Annotated in this window: 20 protein-coding genes and 2 tRNA genes; 15 read left to right on the top strand and 7 right to left on the bottom strand. The window is 59.0% G+C overall.

Annotated elements, in window-relative coordinates:
* Positions 1–360 precede the first annotated feature (360 nt).
* Genes ACI94_RS09280 through ACI94_RS09265 form a run of 4 tightly spaced genes read left to right on the top strand, consistent with a single transcriptional unit; the run spans position 361 to position 3,245 of the window.
* A complete protein-coding gene (locus tag ACI94_RS09280; protein ID WP_286681348.1) occupies positions 361–1,758 on the top strand; it encodes a DHH family phosphoesterase in 1,398 nt (465 codons plus the stop codon).
* Positions 1,700–2,200, top strand: coding sequence for a PUA domain-containing protein (locus ACI94_RS09275; protein WP_066958777.1), 501 nt, complete (start codon positions 1,700–1,702; stop codon positions 2,198–2,200). Before ACI94_RS09280 ends, ACI94_RS09275 begins: the two co-directional genes overlap by 59 nt.
* Positions 2,182–2,523 carry a nascent polypeptide-associated complex protein gene (locus ACI94_RS09270; protein WP_066958776.1) on the top strand — a complete coding sequence of 114 codons (342 nt, stop codon included), beginning with the start codon at positions 2,182–2,184 and terminating at the stop codon, positions 2,521–2,523. Before ACI94_RS09275 ends, ACI94_RS09270 begins: the two co-directional genes overlap by 19 nt.
* Complete coding sequence (locus tag ACI94_RS09265; protein WP_286681347.1) at positions 2,520–3,245, top strand: tRNA (adenine-N1)-methyltransferase; 726 nt, start codon at positions 2,520–2,522, stop codon at positions 3,243–3,245. Before ACI94_RS09270 ends, ACI94_RS09265 begins: the two co-directional genes overlap by 4 nt.
* A 5-nt stretch (positions 3,246–3,250) precedes the next feature.
* Here the strand turns inward: ACI94_RS09265 and ACI94_RS09260 are convergent, their stop codons facing one another.
* Positions 3,251–3,445: a hypothetical protein gene (locus ACI94_RS09260; protein ID WP_083524871.1), complete on the bottom strand. Its 195-nt coding sequence runs from the start codon at positions 3,443–3,445 to the stop codon at positions 3,251–3,253.
* A gap of 185 nt (positions 3,446–3,630) precedes the next feature.
* Between ACI94_RS09260 and pyrB the strand changes: the two genes are divergently transcribed.
* Both pyrB and pyrI read left to right on the top strand, forming a co-directional pair.
* Entirely contained in the window at positions 3,631–4,527 is an 897-nt protein-coding gene (pyrB, locus tag ACI94_RS09255; protein ID WP_286681346.1) for an aspartate carbamoyltransferase, read from the top strand.
* Positions 4,524–4,994, top strand: a complete 471-nt coding sequence (gene pyrI / locus ACI94_RS09250) for an aspartate carbamoyltransferase regulatory subunit (protein WP_066958773.1) — start codon at positions 4,524–4,526, stop codon at positions 4,992–4,994. The genes pyrB and pyrI overlap by 4 nt, the downstream gene beginning before the upstream one ends.
* On the opposite strand, the gene ACI94_RS09245 is transcribed toward pyrI, so the two are convergent.
* Positions 4,987–5,445 (bottom strand): phosphopantetheine adenylyltransferase, encoded by a 459-nt coding sequence (locus ACI94_RS09245; protein ID WP_066958772.1) that lies wholly within the window; start codon positions 5,443–5,445, stop codon positions 4,987–4,989. The genes pyrI and ACI94_RS09245 overlap by 8 nt on opposite strands.
* A 431-nt stretch (positions 5,446–5,876) precedes the next feature.
* Here ACI94_RS09245 and ACI94_RS09240 point away from each other — a divergent pair, with 431 nt between their 5' ends.
* The 4 genes from ACI94_RS09240 to ACI94_RS09225 are packed head-to-tail and all read left to right on the top strand — an operon-like array spanning position 5,877 to position 9,391.
* Positions 5,877–6,368 carry a gamma carbonic anhydrase family protein gene (locus ACI94_RS09240; protein WP_066958771.1) on the top strand — a complete coding sequence of 164 codons (492 nt, stop codon included), beginning with the start codon at positions 5,877–5,879 and terminating at the stop codon, positions 6,366–6,368.
* A complete protein-coding gene (locus ACI94_RS09235) occupies positions 6,361–7,635 on the top strand; it encodes a CoB--CoM heterodisulfide reductase iron-sulfur subunit A family protein (RefSeq protein ID WP_066958770.1) in 1,275 nt (424 codons plus the stop codon). The genes ACI94_RS09240 and ACI94_RS09235 overlap by 8 nt, the downstream gene beginning before the upstream one ends.
* Positions 7,636–7,637: 2 nt before the next feature.
* Positions 7,638–8,690: an S-methyl-5-thioribose-1-phosphate isomerase gene (gene mtnA, locus ACI94_RS09230; RefSeq protein WP_066958769.1), complete on the top strand. Its 1,053-nt coding sequence runs from the start codon at positions 7,638–7,640 to the stop codon at positions 8,688–8,690.
* Positions 8,687–9,391 (top strand): DUF116 domain-containing protein, encoded by a 705-nt coding sequence (locus ACI94_RS09225; RefSeq protein WP_066958768.1) that lies wholly within the window; start codon positions 8,687–8,689, stop codon positions 9,389–9,391. The genes mtnA and ACI94_RS09225 overlap by 4 nt, the downstream gene beginning before the upstream one ends.
* On the opposite strand, the gene ACI94_RS09220 is transcribed toward ACI94_RS09225, so the two are convergent.
* From ACI94_RS09220 to ACI94_RS09210, 3 genes are all read right to left on the bottom strand, one after another.
* Positions 9,356–9,703, bottom strand: a complete 348-nt coding sequence (locus ACI94_RS09220) for a polymer-forming cytoskeletal protein (RefSeq protein WP_273259076.1) — start codon at positions 9,701–9,703, stop codon at positions 9,356–9,358. The genes ACI94_RS09225 and ACI94_RS09220 overlap by 36 nt on opposite strands.
* 274 nt (positions 9,704–9,977) lie before the next feature.
* Positions 9,978–10,817 (bottom strand): geranylgeranylglycerol-phosphate geranylgeranyltransferase, encoded by an 840-nt coding sequence (locus tag ACI94_RS09215; RefSeq protein ID WP_066958766.1) that lies wholly within the window; start codon positions 10,815–10,817, stop codon positions 9,978–9,980.
* Between the two features lie 75 nt (positions 10,818–10,892).
* Positions 10,893–10,967, bottom strand: a tRNA-Arg gene (locus tag ACI94_RS09210).
* Positions 10,968–11,036: 69 nt separating this feature from the next.
* On the opposite strand from ACI94_RS09210, the gene ACI94_RS09205 reads away from it, so the two are divergent.
* Positions 11,037–12,152: a tRNA (guanine(10)-N(2))-dimethyltransferase gene (locus tag ACI94_RS09205; protein ID WP_066958765.1), complete on the top strand. Its 1,116-nt coding sequence runs from the start codon at positions 11,037–11,039 to the stop codon at positions 12,150–12,152.
* Here ACI94_RS09205 and ACI94_RS09200 read toward each other — a convergent pair.
* Positions 12,139–13,254, bottom strand: a complete 1,116-nt coding sequence (locus tag ACI94_RS09200; RefSeq protein ID WP_066958764.1) for a GTP-binding protein — start codon at positions 13,252–13,254, stop codon at positions 12,139–12,141. The genes ACI94_RS09205 and ACI94_RS09200 overlap by 14 nt on opposite strands.
* A gap of 190 nt (positions 13,255–13,444) precedes the next feature.
* Here ACI94_RS09200 and ACI94_RS09195 point away from each other — a divergent pair.
* The 3 genes from ACI94_RS09195 (at position 13,445) to ACI94_RS09185 (ending at position 17,413) form a co-directional block, all read left to right on the top strand.
* Positions 13,445–13,519: transfer RNA gene (locus ACI94_RS09195), tRNA-Glu, on the top strand.
* A gap of 38 nt (positions 13,520–13,557) precedes the next feature.
* Positions 13,558–14,769, top strand: a complete 1,212-nt coding sequence (locus ACI94_RS09190) for a multidrug effflux MFS transporter (RefSeq protein WP_066958763.1) — start codon at positions 13,558–13,560, stop codon at positions 14,767–14,769.
* Between the two features lie 601 nt (positions 14,770–15,370).
* The gene (locus tag ACI94_RS09185) at positions 15,371–17,413 is read left to right on the top strand and encodes an acetate--CoA ligase family protein (protein ID WP_286681345.1); all 2,043 of its coding nucleotides are present in this window, start codon (positions 15,371–15,373) and stop codon (positions 17,411–17,413) included.
* A gap of 29 nt (positions 17,414–17,442) precedes the next feature.
* Here the strand turns inward: ACI94_RS09185 and ACI94_RS09180 are convergent, their stop codons facing one another.
* Positions 17,443–18,996 carry a glycosyltransferase gene (locus tag ACI94_RS09180; RefSeq protein ID WP_273259158.1) on the bottom strand — a complete coding sequence of 518 codons (1,554 nt, stop codon included), beginning with the start codon at positions 18,994–18,996 and terminating at the stop codon, positions 17,443–17,445.
* Positions 18,997–19,391: 395 nt separating this feature from the next.
* Here ACI94_RS09180 and ACI94_RS09175 point away from each other — a divergent pair, with 395 nt between their 5' ends.
* The gene (locus tag ACI94_RS09175) at positions 19,392–20,033 is read left to right on the top strand and encodes a superoxide dismutase (RefSeq protein WP_273259159.1); all 642 of its coding nucleotides are present in this window, start codon (positions 19,392–19,394) and stop codon (positions 20,031–20,033) included.
* The last annotated feature ends 175 nt before the right edge of the window (positions 20,034–20,208 follow it).

Here is a 20,208-nt window from a genome sequence, read left to right as displayed (position 1 = left end):
AGATGTGTATAAGAGACAGCCCCTCCCCTGTCTCCTCCCCCCTGAAATGCGATGCCCCCACGGTCCAGTGCATCGGGTTCTTGTATCGTTATGGTTGCACTGCATTACGACCCGCATTACACCGTGTTGGCCTGTGTCCTTCACCCCTTGGCAATTGCCCGCACCACCGAGTCCCTGACAAGCTCCATAAACAGACAAAGGGGTCCCGCTGAACGGAGGGAATTCCCCGTCCCTCTAGTCCGCGGCCGGTGCCGGATCGTCCACCTGTCACCTCAGAATCCCGCCCACCCCACCCCTCTGACACCATCAACCCCCACACTCCCATGCTTTATTGACCTTATACGACGCACTACTATGGAGATGGGCCTCGATAGCGACGTGCGGAGAGCGGCGGATCTGATCTCTGATGCGGACTCCGTAACGATCATCTCCCACATCGATGCCGACGGCATCAGTACAGAGGCAATCCTCTCGCAGGTGCTCACCCGCGAGGGCATGCCGGTCGAGTCGGTCTTCGTCCGCCAGCTTGAACCGATGGCAATGCGCCACGTCCCAAAGGATGGGTCCCTGAAACTCTTCACCGATCTTGGGGCAGGGCAGCAAGGCCTCCTTGAGGAGCACGGTCTTTCTGCCGACGAAGTCCTGATCCTCGACCACCACGTCAGCCAGCCCTGCGAGACGCCCTACCCCCAGGTGAACTGCCTTGACCACGGTATCACCAGGATGAGCACCGCAGGGCTCGCTTACCTGGTCGCAAAGGCGATCGACCCGACAGGCACAGATCTTGCAAAACTCGCCGTCATCGGAAACGTCGGGGATATGATGGCGAGAGAGCATTGCGGGCTCGTCGGGCCGGCCCGCGAGATCGTCCAGGACGGCGTGGAGTACGGCAACATCATCGTGCACGAACGGGACTTAAACTGCTACGGGACGTCCACCCGCCCCATTCATGTCTGTCTCGCGTACTGTGACGACCCCTACATCGACGGGATCACAAACAACACCAACGCAGCGCTCCGATTCCTCGATCGTCTCGGCATTCCGCTGAAGAACTCCCGGGGCGGCTGGCTTGTCTGGGAGGAACTCCCGTTCGAGGATAAGCGCAAGATAATCAGCGCCCTTGCCCAGCAGCTCATCGCACACGGAAGAGAGACCGACCGCCTGCTCGCCGAGACCTACATCTTCCCCGACGAGCCGGAGCGCACGCCGCTCCGGAACGCCTCCGAGTACGCCACCCTGCTCAACGCCTGCGGCCGATGGGCAAAGCCCCGGGTCGGGAGCTGCATCTGCCACGGGGATCGCGGCGACGCTTACCGCGAGGCTGAACACATGCTCGCCCACCACCGGACGATCATCCGCGACCTGCTCCAGTACATTCTTGAGAACGGGGTGACTGAACTCTCGCACCTCCAGTACATCCATACCGGCGACCGGTTCCCCGACACCATCGTCGGGATCGGGGCGGGGATGGCGCTCTCCAAGCTGAACTGGAAAAAACCCATGATGGTGCTCGCCGCGATGGTGGACGACCCGGAGGTCACGAAGGTCTCGATGCGGACGAACGAATGGGCGCTCGGTCAGGGGGTCGACCTCGCCCAGGCGCTCGTCGAGGCGTCGGCGGCGGTGGGCGGCGCCGGTGGCGGGCACAAGATCGCGGCCGGGGCGTTCATCCCCCGGGATACAGAGGAGGAGTTTGTTGATGGTGTCAACCGAATACTCAAAAGACAGTTCGCTTCGGCGGATCCGGACGATAGCTGATTTCCAATTTGGCGCCGGAGCCGGAGTTGCGATATTTCCCGACGAGTCCACCTTCCAGTACTCGACGACGGGACGCATCCGTCAGGTGCGGCTCGGGAAGGAGAGGCTTGCAACCGTTAGAGCTCAAGACGGCCGCCTGACCCTCGGGTTCGCCGGGGCGGCGCGTCTTTGCGCCCATCTTGCCCCCCCGGCCTACCGGGTGACGGTGCAGGAGGACGTAGCCCCGTTCATTGCGGACGGGAAGAACGCGATGGCAAAGCACGTCGTCGCCGCCGACGAGGGTATCCGCGCCGGCGATGAGGTGCTGGTGGTGACCGGCGACGACGTGCTCCTCGCCACAGGAACAGCCCTGCTCTCCGGCCGGGAGATGCTGGCATTTAATTATGGTGTAGCGGTAAAAGTACGACAGGGGAGAGGAACAGAATGTTTCCAGGCAAGATAAACCCAAAAAAGATGAAGCAGATGATGAGGCAGATGGGCATGGAGATGGAGGAGATCGAAGGCGTCGAGAAGGTTGTGATCTACACGTCTTCGGGAAACTACGTCTTTGACGATGCCCAGGTCATCGCTACGACGATGCAGGGGGTCACCACATACCAGCTCAGCGGCGAAGCCCGGTTTGAGGAGGCCGTCCCGGAGATCCCCGACGAAGACGTCGCCCTCGTCGCATCCCAGACAGGCGCAACGAAAGAGGACGCAAAGGCGGCGCTCATCGAGACCCGCGGCGATATCGCCGAAGCAATCCTGAAACTCTCGCAGCAATGATCGAGATCGGCGAACGTCTTCTGCTTGTCGGCAAAGACCGTGAGTACTTCGTGACGGCGGGCGAGGGGCAGTTCTCGACCGACCGGGGGATGATCGATCTTCTGGCGCTCGTGGGCATGAATCCGGGAGATGAGATCCGGACTCACCTCGATGTCCCGTTCACCGTTCTGCGGCCCCGGCCGACCGATTTCTTCGTTCACGCAAGACGGAGCGGAGCCCCCATGCTCCCAAAGGACATCGGGATGGTCATCGCCTATACCGGGATGAACCGCGACGACCGCGTTCTTGATGCCGGCACGGGGAGCGGGGTTGCCGCGATCTACTTCGGAAAGATTGCCCGTGAGGTGAAGACCTACGAGGTGCGCCCTGAGTTTGCCCGGCTTGCGGAGCGAAACATCAGGGAAGCCCGTCTCGATAACGTCGAGGTGATCGCTGCCGATATGCTTGATGCAACCGGCGAGTTTGACGTCGTCCACCTGGATCTCGGTCTTTCGCGAGAGCACGTGGAGCACGCCTACTCGATCCTCTCGCCCGGCGGATACCTCGCCTGCTACACGCCGTTCCTCGAGCACACATTCACTGCGCTCGACGCCGCAACGCCGCTCTTCCGCGACGTCCACTGCTACGAGTGCATGGAGAGAGAACTGATGCGCTCCGCCCGCGGGACCCGGCCGTCGACCAGGGTCGCCCACAGCGGCTACATCACGATCGCACGAAAATAGGTGGGCTACCCCTTATACTCCTTGAGCGGGTGTTCCCACCCGGTGTAGCCGCAGTATATACAGCAATCGCCGCCGCAGTGCCTGCACTTCTGTGAGGGCTGCAGCACCATCACGACACCTGTATTGTTGCAGTAAGTGCATCCGAGTCCGTCGCAGTGGCAGCAGGTCTCGGGAGCATATGTCTCTTTGTCTCCTGACACGAGTTCGCCTCCTCTCTAGTTTTAGGGAGCAAAGATGAGAAAGGTTGTTGTGAACGGGAGCCGGAAAAAAGGTATTAGTGGATGTGCGGTGAACAGTTATTCTTAAGAGAAGAGGGGCAATCCCCGATCCCGACGGCGGCCCGGGATACGGCGGTCGGAGATGGGCCCCGGAAGGTAGCCACACGATGTACCACATAATATCGATCCGCGATCTCGAACGAAGAGATATTGATTACCTGCTGGACCGGGCGCGGGAGTTTGACACCGGGAACTACCATCCCCGGGTACTTGAAGATAAACTTGCAGCCCTCCTCTTCTTTGAGCCCAGCACCCGCACACGAATGTCGTTTGCGACGGCCATGGCCCGACTCGGTGGACGGTCAATCAGCGTGGACTCTGTGGAGGCAAGTTCCATCGTCAAGGGAGAGACGCTGGCCGACACCATCCGGGTGGTGAGCGGCTACGCAGACGCAATTGTACTCCGCCACCCAAAGGAAGGGGCGGCGCGCCTGGCGAGCGAGTTCGCCACGGTCCCTGTCATCAACGCAGGAGACGGCGCTGGGCAGCACCCGAGCCAGACACTGCTCGATCTCTACACCATCAGACAGTCGATGCCTATCGAGGGGCTTGACGTGGGGCTCCTCGGCGACCTCCGCTACGGGAGGACCGCACACTCGCTCGCGCTCGCTCTCTCTCTTTACGGTGTCAAACTGCACACGATAGCGCCAGGAGGGCTCGAGATGCCGGCAAACATCACCCTTGAACTCCAGGAGCGCGGGATGGAGGTGATCGAGCATGAGGACGTCGAGGAGGTGATCAGGGACCTCGATGTCCTCTATGTCACACGGATCCAGCGCGAGCGGTTCCCGGACTCGGGATCGTATTATAATGTCGCGTCCAGTTACCGGATCACCCCCGATCACCTTTGCGGCGTCCGGGATCACCTGATGATCCTCCATCCTCTCCCGCGCGCGGGAGAGATCGACCCGGCGGTCGATCAGACACCGTATGCGCGCTACTTTGAGCAGGCGAGGAACGGTGTCCCCGTCAGGATGGCGCTCCTCTACGAGGTGATGAAATGACCAGGAAGGACCCGTCAGGCGGGCTGATCATCAGCCCGATCAAGAACGGCACCGTCATCGACCACATCACGGCCGGTGAGGCGTTAAACGTTTTGCGCATACTCGGCATCACCGGGTCGACGCGTGAGTGCCTGAGTATCGCGACGAACGTCGAGAGCAAGCGGATGGGCAGGAAGGACATCGTCAAGATCGAGAACAGAGAACTCCGCAAGGAGGAGGTCGACCGGATCGCCCTGCTTGCGCCGCAGGCAAAGATCAATATCATCCGGGACTACCAGGTCGTGGAGAAGAAAGGTGTGGAGATCCCGCATCTCCTCAAAGGCGTGGTCAGGTGCCCGAACCCCGGCTGTATCACGAACACGAACGAGCCGGTGGAGAGCACATTTGAGGTCCTCGATAAAGGGCTGCACTGCCGTTACTGCGACTGGCTGATCAAAAAGGGCGAGATCGCAAACTACATCATTTAAGCAGACGGCCCTGACGGTCTATCTCCCCCCGGTAGATCCGGGTGCTCGAGATTCTCCGGCCGTCTTCAGCGAGGACACATGAGACCTCATAGAGATCCACTTTTTTTCTTCCGCGTTCTCGACGGAGTTCGTTGATCTCCACGGCAACCGGGAAGGTCTCTTCGGAGACGACAAGAATATCGAAGTCCGCATCAAGAGCGCTGCCGTAGCGGTCGGCGAGCGGTTCGACCTTCCACGTTGCGGTATAACCTTGCTCGCGGATGAACGAGGTGATGTTTTCGAGCCTTTTGTCGTAGGGGTGGACGGGGTGCACTTTTGCGCTGGCAAAATCGTCGGTCGTCAACCCGATGATCACCTCTCCGCTAGATCCCGCGAGTTCAAAGGAGCGGGAAAGGAGTTTCCGATGTCCAGCATGCAGGGGATCGAACGTCCCCCCGACCATCACTTTCATCCAGAGGCATTTGCCGCGAGGGCTTTTATGGGTAGTGGTCGGGAGGGTGTGGAGAAGAACTCGGGAAGCAGACAACCGGCTGGACATCCAGGCTCAACCGGTTGAGGGATGTGCGGATCAAGCAGGAGCGGGCAAACTCAACGATGCTCAAACGCCGTATACATGCCCATGCACAGACGTCCGCCGGATATGCAGGAGGCTGAGCGGACGAGAAGTTCAATGGGAACGTGCCCCCAAATCTCCCCCACACGATCCAGTGTCCCGACCCTCTCGCTCATCAGGCATCCATGCCCCGGCAAATGACCCCATAAACTCTACCCTGCCCCAATGCTCTTCCGGTATGCCCTTTCGCACCCCTACCCACCATACCCCATCCAACCCCACGCCGAGGGAGACCATTTTGTATCGCTGCAACCAATAGTACCAGCACTATGGAGAGCGGATCGGTTGCGGGGAAACGTGTCTTTATCGCGGAGAACGCAACAGTCATCGGGGACGTGACGCTCGCCGACGACGTAAGCGTATGGTTCGGCGCGGTGATTCGGGGCGACAGAGACCGGATCAGCGTAGGAGCGGGATCAAACATTCAGGATAATGCCGTCGTCCACACCACGATCGGGTTTCCGGTCACCGTAGGGGCAGATGTCTCGGTCGGCCACGGCGCCATCCTGCATGGCTGCACCATCCATGACCGGGTGCTCGTCGGGATGGGTGCCGTCGTCCTGAACGGTGCGGTTGTCGGCGAGGGCTCCATCATCGGAGCAGGCGCCGTGGTTACTGAGGGAAAAGAGATCCCGCCGAACTCGCTGGTCCTCGGCGTGCCGGGGAAAGTGGTCAGAGAGACGACCCCCGAGCAGCAGGAGAGCATCATCCAGAACGCGCGTGAATACGTCAAACTTGCAGAGAGGTACCGCCATGACTGACGTCGTCGTCATCGGGGCCGGGGTCGCGGGCATCCAGGCAGCGCTCGACCTTGCAGGTCACAACATTCACGTCCATCTCATCGAGCGTGAGCCGACCATTGGTGGCCATATGGCCCAACTCGATAAGACATTTCCCACAAACGACTGCTCAATGTGTATCCTCTCTCCAAAGATGGTCGAGGTGGCACGGCACCCCAACGTCACCATCCACACCTGCTCCGAGGTCGAGTCGGTCGAAGGAGAGGTTGGGAACTTTCAGGTCAGGGTCAGGAAGCATCCCCGCTACATCATCGAGGAAGAGTGCAACGGGTGCGGGGACTGCACGGCGATCTGCCCGGTCGAGGTCTATAACCGGTTCGACGCCGGGATTGGCGTGCGGAAAGCAATCTACAAGCCCCACCCACAGGCGGTCCCCGATATCGTCATCAAAGACCAGGCACACTGCATCGAGTGCGGCCTCTGTTACGACGTCTGCGGCAAGGGAGCAATCCTCCACGAGGATGAGGAACGGCTGATCGAGATCGAGGTGGCAAGCATCATCGTCACCACCGGGTATACGACGTTTGATGCACGAAATAAGACACAACTGCGTTATCTTGCCATCCCCGACGTTATAACGAGCCTTGAGTTAGAACGGATGATTAACGCAAGCGGTCCGACGGGCGGCAAGCTCAAGAGGCTCTCGAACGGCAAGCCTCCCCGGAGCGTGGCGTTCGTCCAGTGCGTCGGCTCCCGTGACCTATCCCTCGGCCGCCCCTACTGCTCGGGGGTCTGCTGCATGTACGCGATGAAGAACGCCACGCTCATCCGCGAGAAGAACCCCGAGATCGAGGTCACGATCTTCTATAACGACATCCGGGCGTATGGCAAGGGTTACGAGGAGTACTACGAGCGGGCGAAGAGGCTTGGGGTCCGGTTCGTCCGCGGGTTCCCCGGCGAGGTGCTCGAAAAGGGCGATCATCTTATGATGACCGCGGAGAACACCGAGACCGGCGAAGTGGAGACGTTCCACCCGGACCTGGTGGTCCTCTCGGTCGGACTCGAGCCTGCTTCCGGGGCCGAGGAGATTGCCCGGATGCTCGGCATCCCGATGGATGAGTCCGGGTTCTTCGGGGTTGCCGACCAGAAACTCGGCCCCGTGCTCACGGTAAAGCCAGGGATCTACGTGGCGGGAACCGCCACCTCACCAAAGGATATCCCGGACTCGGTCGCCATGGGAGAAGCAGCTGCAATGCGGGCGTATCTTGATGTTATCAGGGCAGAATGAGCATGTCAGAGAGGAGAGAGCCCTACACCATCGCGTGGGATGCTGAGAGCGAGTGCATCATATACATAGATCAAACCCTCCTTCCCGGCAGGTACGAACTGATGCGGTGCACCACCGTCGACGATCTCGCCCGCGCGATCAGGAGGCTTGAGATCCGGGGCGCCCCGGCCCTCGGCATCGCGGGTGCGATGGGCATGGCGCTTGCAGCCGTCCGGAGCACCGAAGGGGATCTCGGAAGATTCCTCGACGATCTCCGGCGGGCGGGAGACTTCCTTAAAAGCACCCGCCCGACCGCGGTCAACCTCTCGTGGGGAATCGACCGCGTTCTTGCGAAGGTATCGATGGCCAGAACGGTTGCGGAGGCAAAGGCCCTCGCCGTCGCCGAGGCGAACGCAGTTGCAGAAGAGGACGAGTTGACCTGCCGGAGGCTCGGTGGGTTTGGCAAAGACCTCTTTCCCGACGACTGCACGGTCCTCACCCACTGCAACGCAGGGGCGCTCGCCTGTCGGTGCTGGGGGACGGCGCTCGGGGTGATCCGATCGGCCGTCGCAGCCGGCAAGAACGTGCGAGTGTTTGCCTGCGAGACCCGGCCATTGAACCAGGGCTCCCGGCTCACCTGCTGGGAACTTGCCCGGGACGGGATCGACGTAACCCTCATCCCCGACTCGTCTGCGGCATACCTGATGCGGAAGGGAAAGATTGACCTCGTCATCGTCGGCGCGGACCGGATCACAAAGGATGCAGTCTTCAACAAGATCGGGACCTACATGCACGCCGTCGCCGCACATCACCATAAAATCCCGTTTTACGTCGCAGCACCGGTCTCCACATTCGATCTTGCCCGGGTGGAGAGTGAGATCACCGTCGAGGAGCGGGACCGCGCTGAACTCGCGTACTGTGGCGACCGACAACTCGTCCCCGACGACGTCAGGGTGCTCAACTACGCCTTCGACGCCACGCCCCTCGATCTTGTCGATGCCATCATCACCGAGATCGGGGTCCTGCGACCCCCGTACGCAAAGTCCTTCCAGTTTATAGAGACAACCAGATCATGACACTCTTTGAATCCAACCTCTGGATCCAGCTGATGACCACCATCGGCGAGATCACGTTCTTCCTCATCCTCGGAATGCTGCTTGCCGCGATAGCGCTCGCCATCATCGTCACCGCATCGATCACCAGAGGGAAATCTTACCTTCCGCAGATCCTGATACCGGGCCTGGTCCTCCTCGAAGGGCTCGTCAAGGCGTTCTGCAAACTCCTCGGTCTGGATGATCGGGATCTCGTCACGTTCTTCATAACTCTCCGAAACACCATGAACACAAAGGCATTCTCGGAGACCCCCGTGAATCAGCGGGCGGTCTTCCTCCCTCAATGCCTGCGATCGGCGCAGTGTCCGGCAAACCTGACACCAGAAGGTCTCAAATGCCGGAACTGCGGTCGCTGTGCAGTCGGGGAGAATACAGCCTGGCTGGAAGGGCTCGGATATAGAGTCTTCATCGTCCCGGGCTCGACATTCATAAAGCGGATGGTCAAGAAGTATCATCCACAGGCGATCATCGGCGTCGGCTGCCTCACGGAGGTAAAAGACGGGATCGATATGTGCGATAAGATTGGGATCACCCCTATGGGCGTCGTGAACCTAAAAGATGGATGTGTGGAGACGATAGCGGACTGGGCGGCGGTGAGGGATGTCGCCCTGCTTGGCCTTGAGCGCGTTTCAGGTCCCGTAGACCTTCACGGCCCTTCCGAATAAGCGAACGCTTCCGACCTTTCCAAAGACAAAGATTGTCTCGCCGCTGTTGACGTCCCCGACGTTGACCCCTGGCCGGAGGATGATGTTTCCTCCCGCCTGGATTGAATGGAGCCGCGCATTGTCGCAGATCGTGGCGGTTTTCTCAACACAAACCGGCCCTTTTATTTTGGCATCGTGGCCGACAACGATACTCTCGGCTTTGATTGAACCACCGACCGTTGAGCACGGGCCGAGCTCGAAGCGGCCGGCAACCACGACGTTGCCCCAGATATGCGTCTCCGGAGGGACGATGAAATTTCCGTCTATCTTCACGTTTCCGTCAAAAAAGGAACCTTTAGGTGCGATGTACGTGTCCCCGTGCCGGTAAACTTTCATGAGGATCTCCCGCGATAATAACTCTATTTAGGATCAGATAAATTGATCAGTGCATTTTTCCGGATCGGCCAGAGTTCATCCGGGCGTTCGCAGGCAAAAGGCCAGGGTCACAACACCCGGGCTTAAACTCCCGCAAGAGATTCATTCCTGCTGACCTGAATATCCGGCACCCGCTCCGCCCACTCGATAAGCGGAAAAGCGCTGCCGAAACTTAGATGATCGCAGCAACCGCAAAGACCGCGAGTGCAGCAAACATTCCGGCCCGTAAGATCGATGTAGCCCTTGACGTGCGGACACATGCCGGCGTCGTGCACCTCGCTCCCCGGGCCGCCCCAAAGAGGATGACGATATCGACGATCGCGATGGCGATAAGATAAAAGAGACCCCACCAGTCGCCGAAGGGGAGAATGCTCACGAGAACTGCGCCGCAGGCACAGGCGAGCGCGAGCCGGCCCGTCCATTGGACGCCGACGAGCATAGGAAGCGTGCGTGCCCCTCCGGCAGCGTCTCCGTCCACGTCCTCGGCGTCTTTGAGAATCTCCCGCGCGATGGTCGCAAGGAACGTGATCGTTGCAAGCGAGAGGTTCTGAATGAGCCCCTCAATACCTTCAAACGCTCCACCAAAGAGAAAGACGCTCGCGGTCAGGTAGGCGACCGCGACGTTGCCTATACCCGGGGTCCGCTTCAGCCAGACGGCATATCCTACCAGGATTATTGAGTTTACGAGAGCAATGGCAAAGCAGAGCGTTGTCGTCAGGGCGGCGGCGGCAAGCCCGCCGATGAAGAGAACTGCCGCGTAGGCTTTCGCACCGGAAAGAGTGATCAGTCCTGCCGGGAGGGGTCGATCGGGCCGGTTGATCCGGTCGATCTCGAGGTCATAGACGTCGTTGACGACGTTCCCCGCAGCGGTTATGAGCGTCACCACCACGGCAAGCAGGAGCGACGGCGGCGTGAGGGTACCCGTGGCGACCAGGTACCCGATGAGCGCGGTAAACCCCGCAACGACGGCGTTGTGCGGGCGAGTTATCCTGATAAAGGCTGTTGCGCTCATTTTCGGATAGTTAGGTTACCAGGCTATCGATAAATAACCAGAGGGTTTTCTCTTGAGAGAACACGGGAAAACGGACGGGCTTGGGGGGATTTGAACCCCCGGCATTCAGCTTAGGAGGCTGACGCCATATCCTGGCTAGGCCACAAGCCCACAGACTGGAGTAATAGTATTACTCATGAGAAGGTATAAGGGTATCGAGTATCCACCTTTCCGGAAGCAATGGATATCGTTGAGGTTACGGAGGGTAGAACCCGGTTTTTCGTGCCGAGGCAAGATCCTCATCTTCAGTTCCCGCCGGGAGGCGGACCGGTCTTTTATAATCCACGCATGGAACTGAACCGGGATGTTACAATCCTCCTCCTCTCAGTCCTGCGGCCGGAGGATTATCTCGACGCCATGGGAGCGTCAGGGGCCCGGGGGCTCCGGGTGGCGCATGAAATCGGTATCCCGGTCACGATCAACGACTGGAGCCAGAGAGCAGTCGACCTTGCCCGGCAGAACGTGGAGAGGCTCGGATTGTCCGCCGAGGTCACCCACAGCGATGCGAATGCTCTGATGAGTGTACGGAAGTTCGATGCCGTCGATCTCGATCCCTTCGGGACGCCTGCGCCGTTTGTCGACGCCGCCGCCCGGAGCGCCGGGAGGTACCTCTTCGTCACCGCGACCGATACCGCCCCGCTCTGCGGGGCGCACTTAAAAGCCGGAATGCGCCGTTACTTCTCCCGCCCCCGGAATACCGAGTACCACGCCGAGGTCGGCCTCCGGACGCTGCTAGGGTTTGTTGTGCGCGAGGTGATCAAGTACGATCGCGGGGTAGAGCCCCTCTTCTGCTACGCACACGAGCACTTCCACCGCCTGCACCTCCGTCTCAGGGACGGGGCGGCTGCGGCCGACAGGACGCTTGCGCGGATTGGCTACATCATGCAATGCAGAGACTGCCTCTATCGGACAGAGCAGACCGGTCTCCTTCCGGAACCAGAGGAGTGCCCCCTCTGCGGGGCGGACCTCGTCCCCGTCGGCCCCCTCTGGACCGGGAGGATCAACGACGATCCGACGCTCGCCGCGATGGAGGAGCTGCTTCCTTTGGTGAACGTCGGGAACAGGGCACGGATCGCGCGGCTGCTCTCGACCTGCCGGCAGGAGCTGGAGACATCGAGCCACTACGACTACCACGTCATAGCAAAATCACTCCGGGTCTCACCCGGCAGCATCGAGACGGTCATCGAGCGTCTTGTGGGGCTCGGCTACCGGGCAAGCCGAGCGCACTACTCAGGGACCGCCATAAAAACCGATGCACCGCTTTCCGTCCTTGAAAAAGTGATCAGCGGCGGGTGACGATGGTGAGGATGTCCCCGTCCGCGAGCTGGTGGTTGAGGCCGACGCGCTGCGCGTCGTGCTTGGCCGATTTACCCCAGACTTTTGCATACCGGAACTTGTCTGCGAAGTCGCGGTGAAGCCGGTTGCAGACGTCCTCGACCGTCGCGGGGCTCCGGATGATCAGCGGCTCGTCCATATCTGCAGGGCCGCCGACCGGTTTTAAGTAAATACGCATGAATCCGAGATTCTCGTATATTGCGTCCTTTAAGTCTTCGATGCGGTAGCCGCTGTGCGCCGAGACCATGATGGGTGGTTCACCGAACCGTTTGGTCAACTCTTTCTCGATATTCGTCCTCGTCTTCTCGTCGACGAGATCGACCTTGTTGACCGCGATGAATGCAGGGACGTAGACCCGGTTTCCAATCATCGCATCGATGAAATCATCCTGGGTTACGTTGTTGCGGATCAGGACATCCGCATTGACGATCTTGTTCTCTGCAAGGATCGACCGGATCTCCTCGATATCGAGATCAACGCTGCCGACGGTGTTCAGCCTGATCCCGCCGTTTGCGGTCTTCTTTATGGTAATATCGGGTTTTTCCTGGTTAATTCGGATTCCCGCATCGTAGAGTTCGCGCAGGAGGACGTCGACGTGCTGCTGGTTGAAGACGTCAACAAGGATCAGGATCAGGTCGGCGCTCCGGACGACGGCGATCACTTCCTTCCCGCGGCCTTTGCCCATCGCTGCGCCGGCGATCAGGCCGGGGATATCCAGGATCTGGATCTTTGCGCCCCTGTGCTCCATCGAGCCCGGGATGACAGAGACGGTCGTGAAGGCATATGCCCCAGTCTCTGAGAGGTCGTTGCCGGTGAGTTTGTTGAGCAGCGTACTCTTTCCGACGGACGGGAAACCGACTAAAACAACGGTGGCGTCTCCCGACTTCTTCACGGAGTAGCCCTCTCCCCCGCCGGAGGAGGCCATAGCCCGGGCTACCGCATCGTCGCGAATCTTCGCAAGTTTCGCCTTGAGGCGGCCGATATGCTTGGAAGTCGCCTTGTTGTACGGGGTATTCTTGAGTTCGTCCTCAATCTCCCGTATCTGCTCTTCGACACTGCTCATTACTGCCGGTATAGGTATGCGGGGCAGCTACTTATTGGTGTCTGTGGTAAAGATCATGGTGTGGCAGAAGAATCGAGGCCCGGATATGGCTCCGATTACGAGGTTACAGGCCGGGTCATGGAGAGGGGCATGTGCGATAAGTTTAAGTAGTTTAACATCAAACAATGTAGAGCACAATGGTGTGCAATGCGCTGCTATAGTGTAGACCGGCCAATCATGTAGGACTCTCACTCCTACGACTGGGGTTCAAATCCCCATAGCAGCATTCTGTTTTCAAAGAATCTTCTGCTTCGAGACGATTCCATGGATCAATCACTTTCCGGCCAAAACCAGCGAGTCCAGAAATATCTCGGCGACAAGGGTCTCGTCGTCCTGATTGCTCTGCTCTCCGCCTTTGTCCCGCTCTCGACCGATCTCTACCTCCCCGCTCTCCCCGGCATGGGAGATTACTTTGGGGTCTCCGCCGACCTGACGAACCTCACCCTGATCCTCTTCTTTCTCTTCTTCAGTCTTGGACTGCTCTTCTGGGGCCCACTTTCCGATAAATACGGCCGCCGTCCAATCCTCCTCGCCGGACTTGCCCTGTACATCGCAGCAAGCGCCGGGTGTGCGCTCTCGTGGAGCATCTGGCATCTGAGCGCATTCCGCGTCCTCCAGGCCATCGGCGGCAGCGCCGCTTCTGCGGTCGCGACCGCGATGGTCAAGGACGTCTACGACGGGAGGAAGCAGGAATCAGTGCTCTCGATCGTCCAGTCGATGGTCGTCATCTCGCCCGCCATCGCGCCGGTCCTCGGCGCGTTCATGCTCCCCTACACGTCGTGGCGGGGGCTCTTTTTGACACTCGCTCTCATCGGAGTCGTCTCGATGGCAGGCGCCCTCCTCCTCGAAGAGACCATACCCTCGCGGTATACCGGCACCGTGGCGCAATCCATCCAGAGACTCGGGGCCGTGCTCAGGAACCCGGGTTTTACATCGCTCCTCGTCGTTTTTTCGCTCGTGAGCACCGCATCCCTGGCATTTGTCTCCGCCTCACCGTACATCTACCAGGATTGGTTCGGGCTCTCGGAACAGTGGTATAGTTTCTACTTTGCTCTCAACGCTATAGGCCTGATAGTGGGTCCTTTCCTCTACCTCTGGCTCTCCCGGCACACGAGCCGCTGGATGATCGTCGCATCAGGTTTCGCCGTCATGCTTGTCGGAGGAGCACTCGTCTGCCTCTTCGGGAACCTCGGCCCTCTCTTCTTTGCCCTGGGCCTCTTCCCGGCGTCATTGATGGGGAGTGCCGTGCGTCCGCCGGGCGCGTTCCTGATGCTCGACCAGCAGAAGGAGGATACCGGCTCCGCATCAGCCCTGATCAACTGCGCCGGCCTCGTCTTCGGCAGCGCCGGGATGATCCTGGTCTTCCTTGGCGGAGAGAACCTCGTCCTGAGCCTTGGCGCGCTCAACGTGGCGGTCGGGGCCGTGTGCCTCGCAGGGTGGGCGGCGATCGGGAGATGGGGATTGGTGAGGAGTTGAGAACAGCCGATGGGCGTGACGATGAGGGATTCTATTAGCACCTACACAAGCACAGGATCCAAGACGATTAGCGCCCGGTAGCAGAGGCACGGAACCGAAAAACTTCCCTGCCCCCTCGTCCGAAAAAAGACTATCTTAAACCCATCGGAAAAGAGGTGAGGCTGTCTTTGCGACGGAACGCTTGATACGTTTGTAGTTGCCGCCGTTTGGGTTCAGCCGGAGGGCAGTCAGCATCGCGTAGGATCACCTGAGCGAACGCCCCAAAGAGGCATCAATACCGCCGGCCGTGATGGTCCCGGCCCGCGCGATCAGACGTCCGCCATGCACCTCACCTGCATGCAACCTAAAATCGCTCAAATCGACCCCTATTTACGCAAATCCAGAATAATTCAAGGATATTTAAGATGACTACCGGAGCAGATTGAAGAATTTATCATGTTGAATCATTACAAAACCTATAAGGCAGAGATGATACCACGTTGTACAGTTCACTCCGACCTATAGGTGTGGTTTTTCCGGGAGACGGTTCATCTGTCAGGGAATATGAACTGCACGGTTATAGAGATGCTTAAGTTGATACTCGAAATTAGAGGCGACAACCATGGTAAAGAGAATGCTAAGCGAGTCTGAGTCGTACGAACTCCTCAAACAATACGGTGTACCGGTGCCCGAACATACAATCGTCAAGACCGCTGCCGAAGCAGGCAAAGTAGCCGAGAAGATTGGCTTTCCAGTCGTCATGAAGATCCACTCGCCGCAGATTGTGCACAAGAGTGATGCCGGCGGGGTTATCGTCAGTATCTCCTCAAAGCAGGCCGCGGAAGAGGCATTCAAAAAGATCGTCGAAAACGCGAAGGCATACAACCCCGAGGCCGAGATCAAGGGCGTTGTCGTCGAGCAACAGGCGGCGCCGGGGCTTGAACTGATCATCGGTGGGAAGACCGATCCTGCATTCGGGAAGGTGCTCACCTTCGGCATGGGCGGTACCCTCGTCGAGCTGATGAAGGACGTCACCCTTCGAATCCTCCCGATCTCCGAAGAGGAGATCCGGAAGATGGTTCGGGAGATCCACGGCTACCCGATGATCCAGGGCTACCGCGGATCCAAGCCCCGCGACGAAGAGACCCTGGTTCAGGTCATGTGTGCGATCAACCGTTTCTTTGCCGAGAACACCAACGTCGTGGAGTTTGACATCAACCCTGTTCGGCTCTATGAATCCGGCGCCTGCATCGTCGACGCCCGGATCTTCGTCGACGATGAAGCCGTCGAGAAAGTAGCAAATGAGCGCCCCTTCGTACCGATCGAGTACTTCAACCCCCGGTCGATCGCGGTCATCGGCGCCTCGTCGGAGCCGAAGAAGATGGGTTACGCCGTGATGCACAACCTCCTCCACTTCCCCGGACAGCTCTACCCCGTCAACAATAAGCGCCCGGAGGTCCAGGGGCTCAAGGCATACGCCTCCATCCTCGACATTCCAAATCCCGTCGACATGGCGGTCATCACCGTCCCGGCAAAGCACGTCCCGAGTGTCATCGAGGAGTGCGGGCGAAAAGGAGTCCCAATGGCCGTCATCATCACTGCCGGGTTCCGTGAGATGGGCGAGGAAGGAAAGGCGCTCGAAGACCGGGTTCTCGAGATTGCAAGGGGTTACGGCACGCGGATCGTAGGCCCGAACTGTCTTGGGCTGATCATCCCCCCGAAGGGCATCGACACCACCTACGTCCACCAATCCCCGAAACCCGGCAACATCGCGTTCATATCCCAGAGCGGCGCCATCGTCAACACCGTGGTCGACTGGAGCATCAAGCAGGACATCGGGTTCTCCGTAGTCGTCTCGGTCGGCAACCAGGCGGACCTCAACTTCATCGACTTCCTCAGGTTCGTGGAGCGTGACCCCAAGACCAAAGGCATCATCCTCTACATCGAGGAGATCCAGGACGGCAAGACCTTCATGAAGGTGGCAAGCGAAGTCTCAAAGACCAAACCCATCGTGGCGATCAAGTCCGGTTCGTCCGAGAAGGGCCAAGCCGCAGCCTCGTCCCACACAGGATCTCTTTCCGGGTCGTACGATGTCTACATGGAAGCCTTCCGCGCATCCGGCGTCATCCCCGTGCACACCCTCTCCGGCACGTTCCAGGTTGCCGAGATGCTCTCGCTCCCGAAGGGTTACCCCCGCGGCAAACGGGCGGTTGTGATCACGAACGCCGGAGGGTTCGCCGTTCTCTCTTCCGACTACGCCGAGCGTTACGGTATCGACCTGATCGACCTCCCGCCGGAAGTCTTGAAGGAGTTAAACGACCTCTTGCCCGAGTTCTGGAACAAGAACAACCCGATCGACCTCCTTGGCGACGCTAACGAGAAGCGGTTTGAGCAGACATTCAACGTGCTCGCCAAGTACCAGGACTGCTGGGATATCGCGTTCGTGGTCGGGTTCCCGAACCTTGTCATCGGTTCAGAGCAGCTTGCAAACCAGATCATCCGGTTCTCTGAGAAGACCGAGAACATGATCGTCTCGACGCTTCTTGGCGGCGCATCCATGGACAGGGGCCGCAAGATCCTCAAGGAGAATGGCATTCCGCTCTTTGACGAACTCGACTTCACCTTCCGGGTGATGGGAAGGATCCTCTGGCAGAGGTTCAGGTAAGATCACTCCCGAAAATACTCTTTTTCCGATTACTCAGTTCCGGCAGCCTGCACCCGCCTTCCGTCCCGCCGCCAGACCACCAGGAAGGATGAGAGAACGATCAGCGTATAGCAGGCCCAGAAGAGCGGGATCGTCGTACCGGAATCCGGACCATCGGCGAGGAGCCGCATGACGCCGAAGAATATCGAGACCAGAACGGCCGATATCACAAAGAGCACAGGGGCGATCCTGACACGGGCTCGACCGGCGGATCCCGAGAGCGCTTTTGGTGTCACGACAAACGGCAACTTCTTTCCGGATGCGGCATAGACGATCGCCCGCGCGTACACGAAGGCGAGCGTGTTGAAGATCGCCTGTGAGAGTGCGAGATCCCGCAGAGAATACTGCCGCTCACGAACGCTGATGATGACCTGGATCGCGATCACCACGGCAAGCACCACGGCAAATATCGGGGGAAGCCAGACCGGCAGGATCGGGATCCCCAGGATGAGTGTGGCGATAGGGAGGAGGAAGAGCGCCACGTTCACCCCGCCGAGGAGGTAGATCGAGACGATGACGATAAACTCAAGCCAGTGCACCGCGGTCATGCTTCGGGGGCTTGCAACCAACGTGCGGAGGATGGTCCCCAGGAGCTGGGTGTTCCCGTATGCCCAGCGAAGTTGTTGCGTGAAGTAGGCAGCGAGGTTTGGAGGCGCTATGCCCTCGGCATATACGGTATCTAAGAAGATTCCCCGGCACCCTCTGAAATGGAACGCAAACGATGTGGCGATGTCCTCGGCGATACAGGTCTCGTCCATCCCGCCGATTGCCACGAGATGGCTCACGCGGAAGATGCAGTTTGAACCGGTCAGCACGGCGGTCTGGTTTACGGAAAGCCCCCTGCAGACGTGCTTGTTGTAGATGTGCTGCTGATATGAGAAGGTGACGCTTATCGGGTCGTTCGGTTCCGATCGGAAGAACTGAGGGGTCTGTATGAAGGAGGCATCGGGGTTGGCCTCCAGAATCGGTATGAGGTCGGCAAGGATCGTCGGCTTAACCCTCTGGTCGGCGTCGAGCACCAGAAGATACTCCATATCACTATCGAGGAGCGAGAGGGCGTGATTAATGGCTCCAGCCTTAAAACCTCTTCTATGATCCCGGTGAACATAACGGAGGCCATACCGGTGGCTGATCTCCTGCATCGAGGCCCGTTTTTTTGCATCGGTGGAGTCGTCGAGGAGGAAGATACGGACGTCAGGGTAGGCGATTGCCATGCATGCCCGGATGCAGGACTCGACCACGTCGGGATCTTCATTATAGACAGGGATAAAGACGGCAGCGCGGCGGGAGGGGCGTGGGGCCTTTCGCAGAAGAGTTACGGCGCGTTCAGGGTAGGCATAGAGAGACCGCAGGAGGTGATCGGCGTAACTCATGAACTGGATCACCCCAAAAAAAGTAACTGAGACAAGGAGGAGAGAGAGTATCCTCGCAAGGAGACTCCATCCGGTTCCAAGGAGTGTAAGGTACAGATCGTGCAAGAGGGCGAGCGTGATCAGCATCATGAGCGTGGCGGTAAAGAGCGAGATACGTGTTGCCGTCTCCATACAGTTCACCACTCTCCGGATACTGTCGTGTTCAGGCGCCTCTTGGTAGTTCGGTCACCAGGATGCCCGGGACCGGAGCCCAAAGCCGGGTTCCGTGCGGCAGAGAACGTGAGGCGGTTTGAGTATCATCCAATATACCAGTGTATTTAAACATTATGTTGGGCCAGATTGTCACCCCATATTCCACAGTGTAGGGAAGGGTGTTCCCGATCAGGCATCATGAACCTTGGAAGGAGAATTCTGCCAGATCTATCTGGGCTCCAGCGGTCGGGCCGAGCCTACCGATTTTGCCCCGCGGTCGTGCTCGCCAGATCCGAAGATGCGAAAGAACCACCCGTTGCCGGGCCGATCCCGGTTACCGGCACCATAAAATAGATCCACTTCCAGAGAGGGAGATGATGCCTATGGCTGCACAGAAGATGGAACTCACCTCATTGAAGAAGTATGAACTGCCACCCCTGCCGTACGCACCTGACGCTCTTGAACCGCACATCTCAAAGGAGCAGCTCTCCCTGCACCATGACAAGCACCACCAGGCCTACGTGACCGGAGCGAATGCAGGCCTTGAGAAACTGGAGAAAGCACGGCAGGAAGGGACCGAAGTTGATATGAAAGCCCTCTTGAAAGAACTCTCGTTCAACATCGGTGGCCATGTCCTGCACACCCTCTTCTGGCCTAGCATGGCCCCGGCCGGGCGTGGCGGCGGCGGGACACCGGGAGGCGCTCTTGCCGACCGGATCGACCAGGAGTGGGGCTCCTTTGACCGATTCAAAGCCGAGTTTACGAAAACGGCATCGAGCGTCGAGGGCTCGGGGTGGGCGGCACTCGTGTACTGCGCCATGACCAACCGCCCCATGATCATGCAGATCGAGAAGCACAACAACCAGATCTATCCGGGATTCAAGATACTGATGGTGCTCGATGTCTGGGAGCATGCCTATTACATCGATTACAGGAACAACCGGGCGCAGTTCATTGACGCTTTCTGGAACGTCGTGAACTGGGATGCGGTGAACAAGAGGTTTGAAAACATCTGATCCTCTCTTTTTTGCCCTAACATCAGGCCGAAAGCAGCCTGCATAAAGGGTGTCCGGCAATCACCAGGGCCCGCTGCTCCGGCGGCTATCTCCCCCAAAGGACGAGCGAGCATCATGACCAAAACAATTAAAGAATCCATTCCGGAACTTAACCCGACGAGGCTATGACCACGGG

Origin of the sequence: Methanoculleus sp. DTU007, assembly GCF_001512385.1 — an archaeon.
Classification (GTDB): domain Archaea; phylum Halobacteriota; class Methanomicrobia; order Methanomicrobiales; family Methanoculleaceae; genus Methanoculleus; species Methanoculleus thermophilus.
Note: the sequence above shows the minus strand (reverse complement) of the source record. Positions and strands in the feature narration are given on the sequence as shown.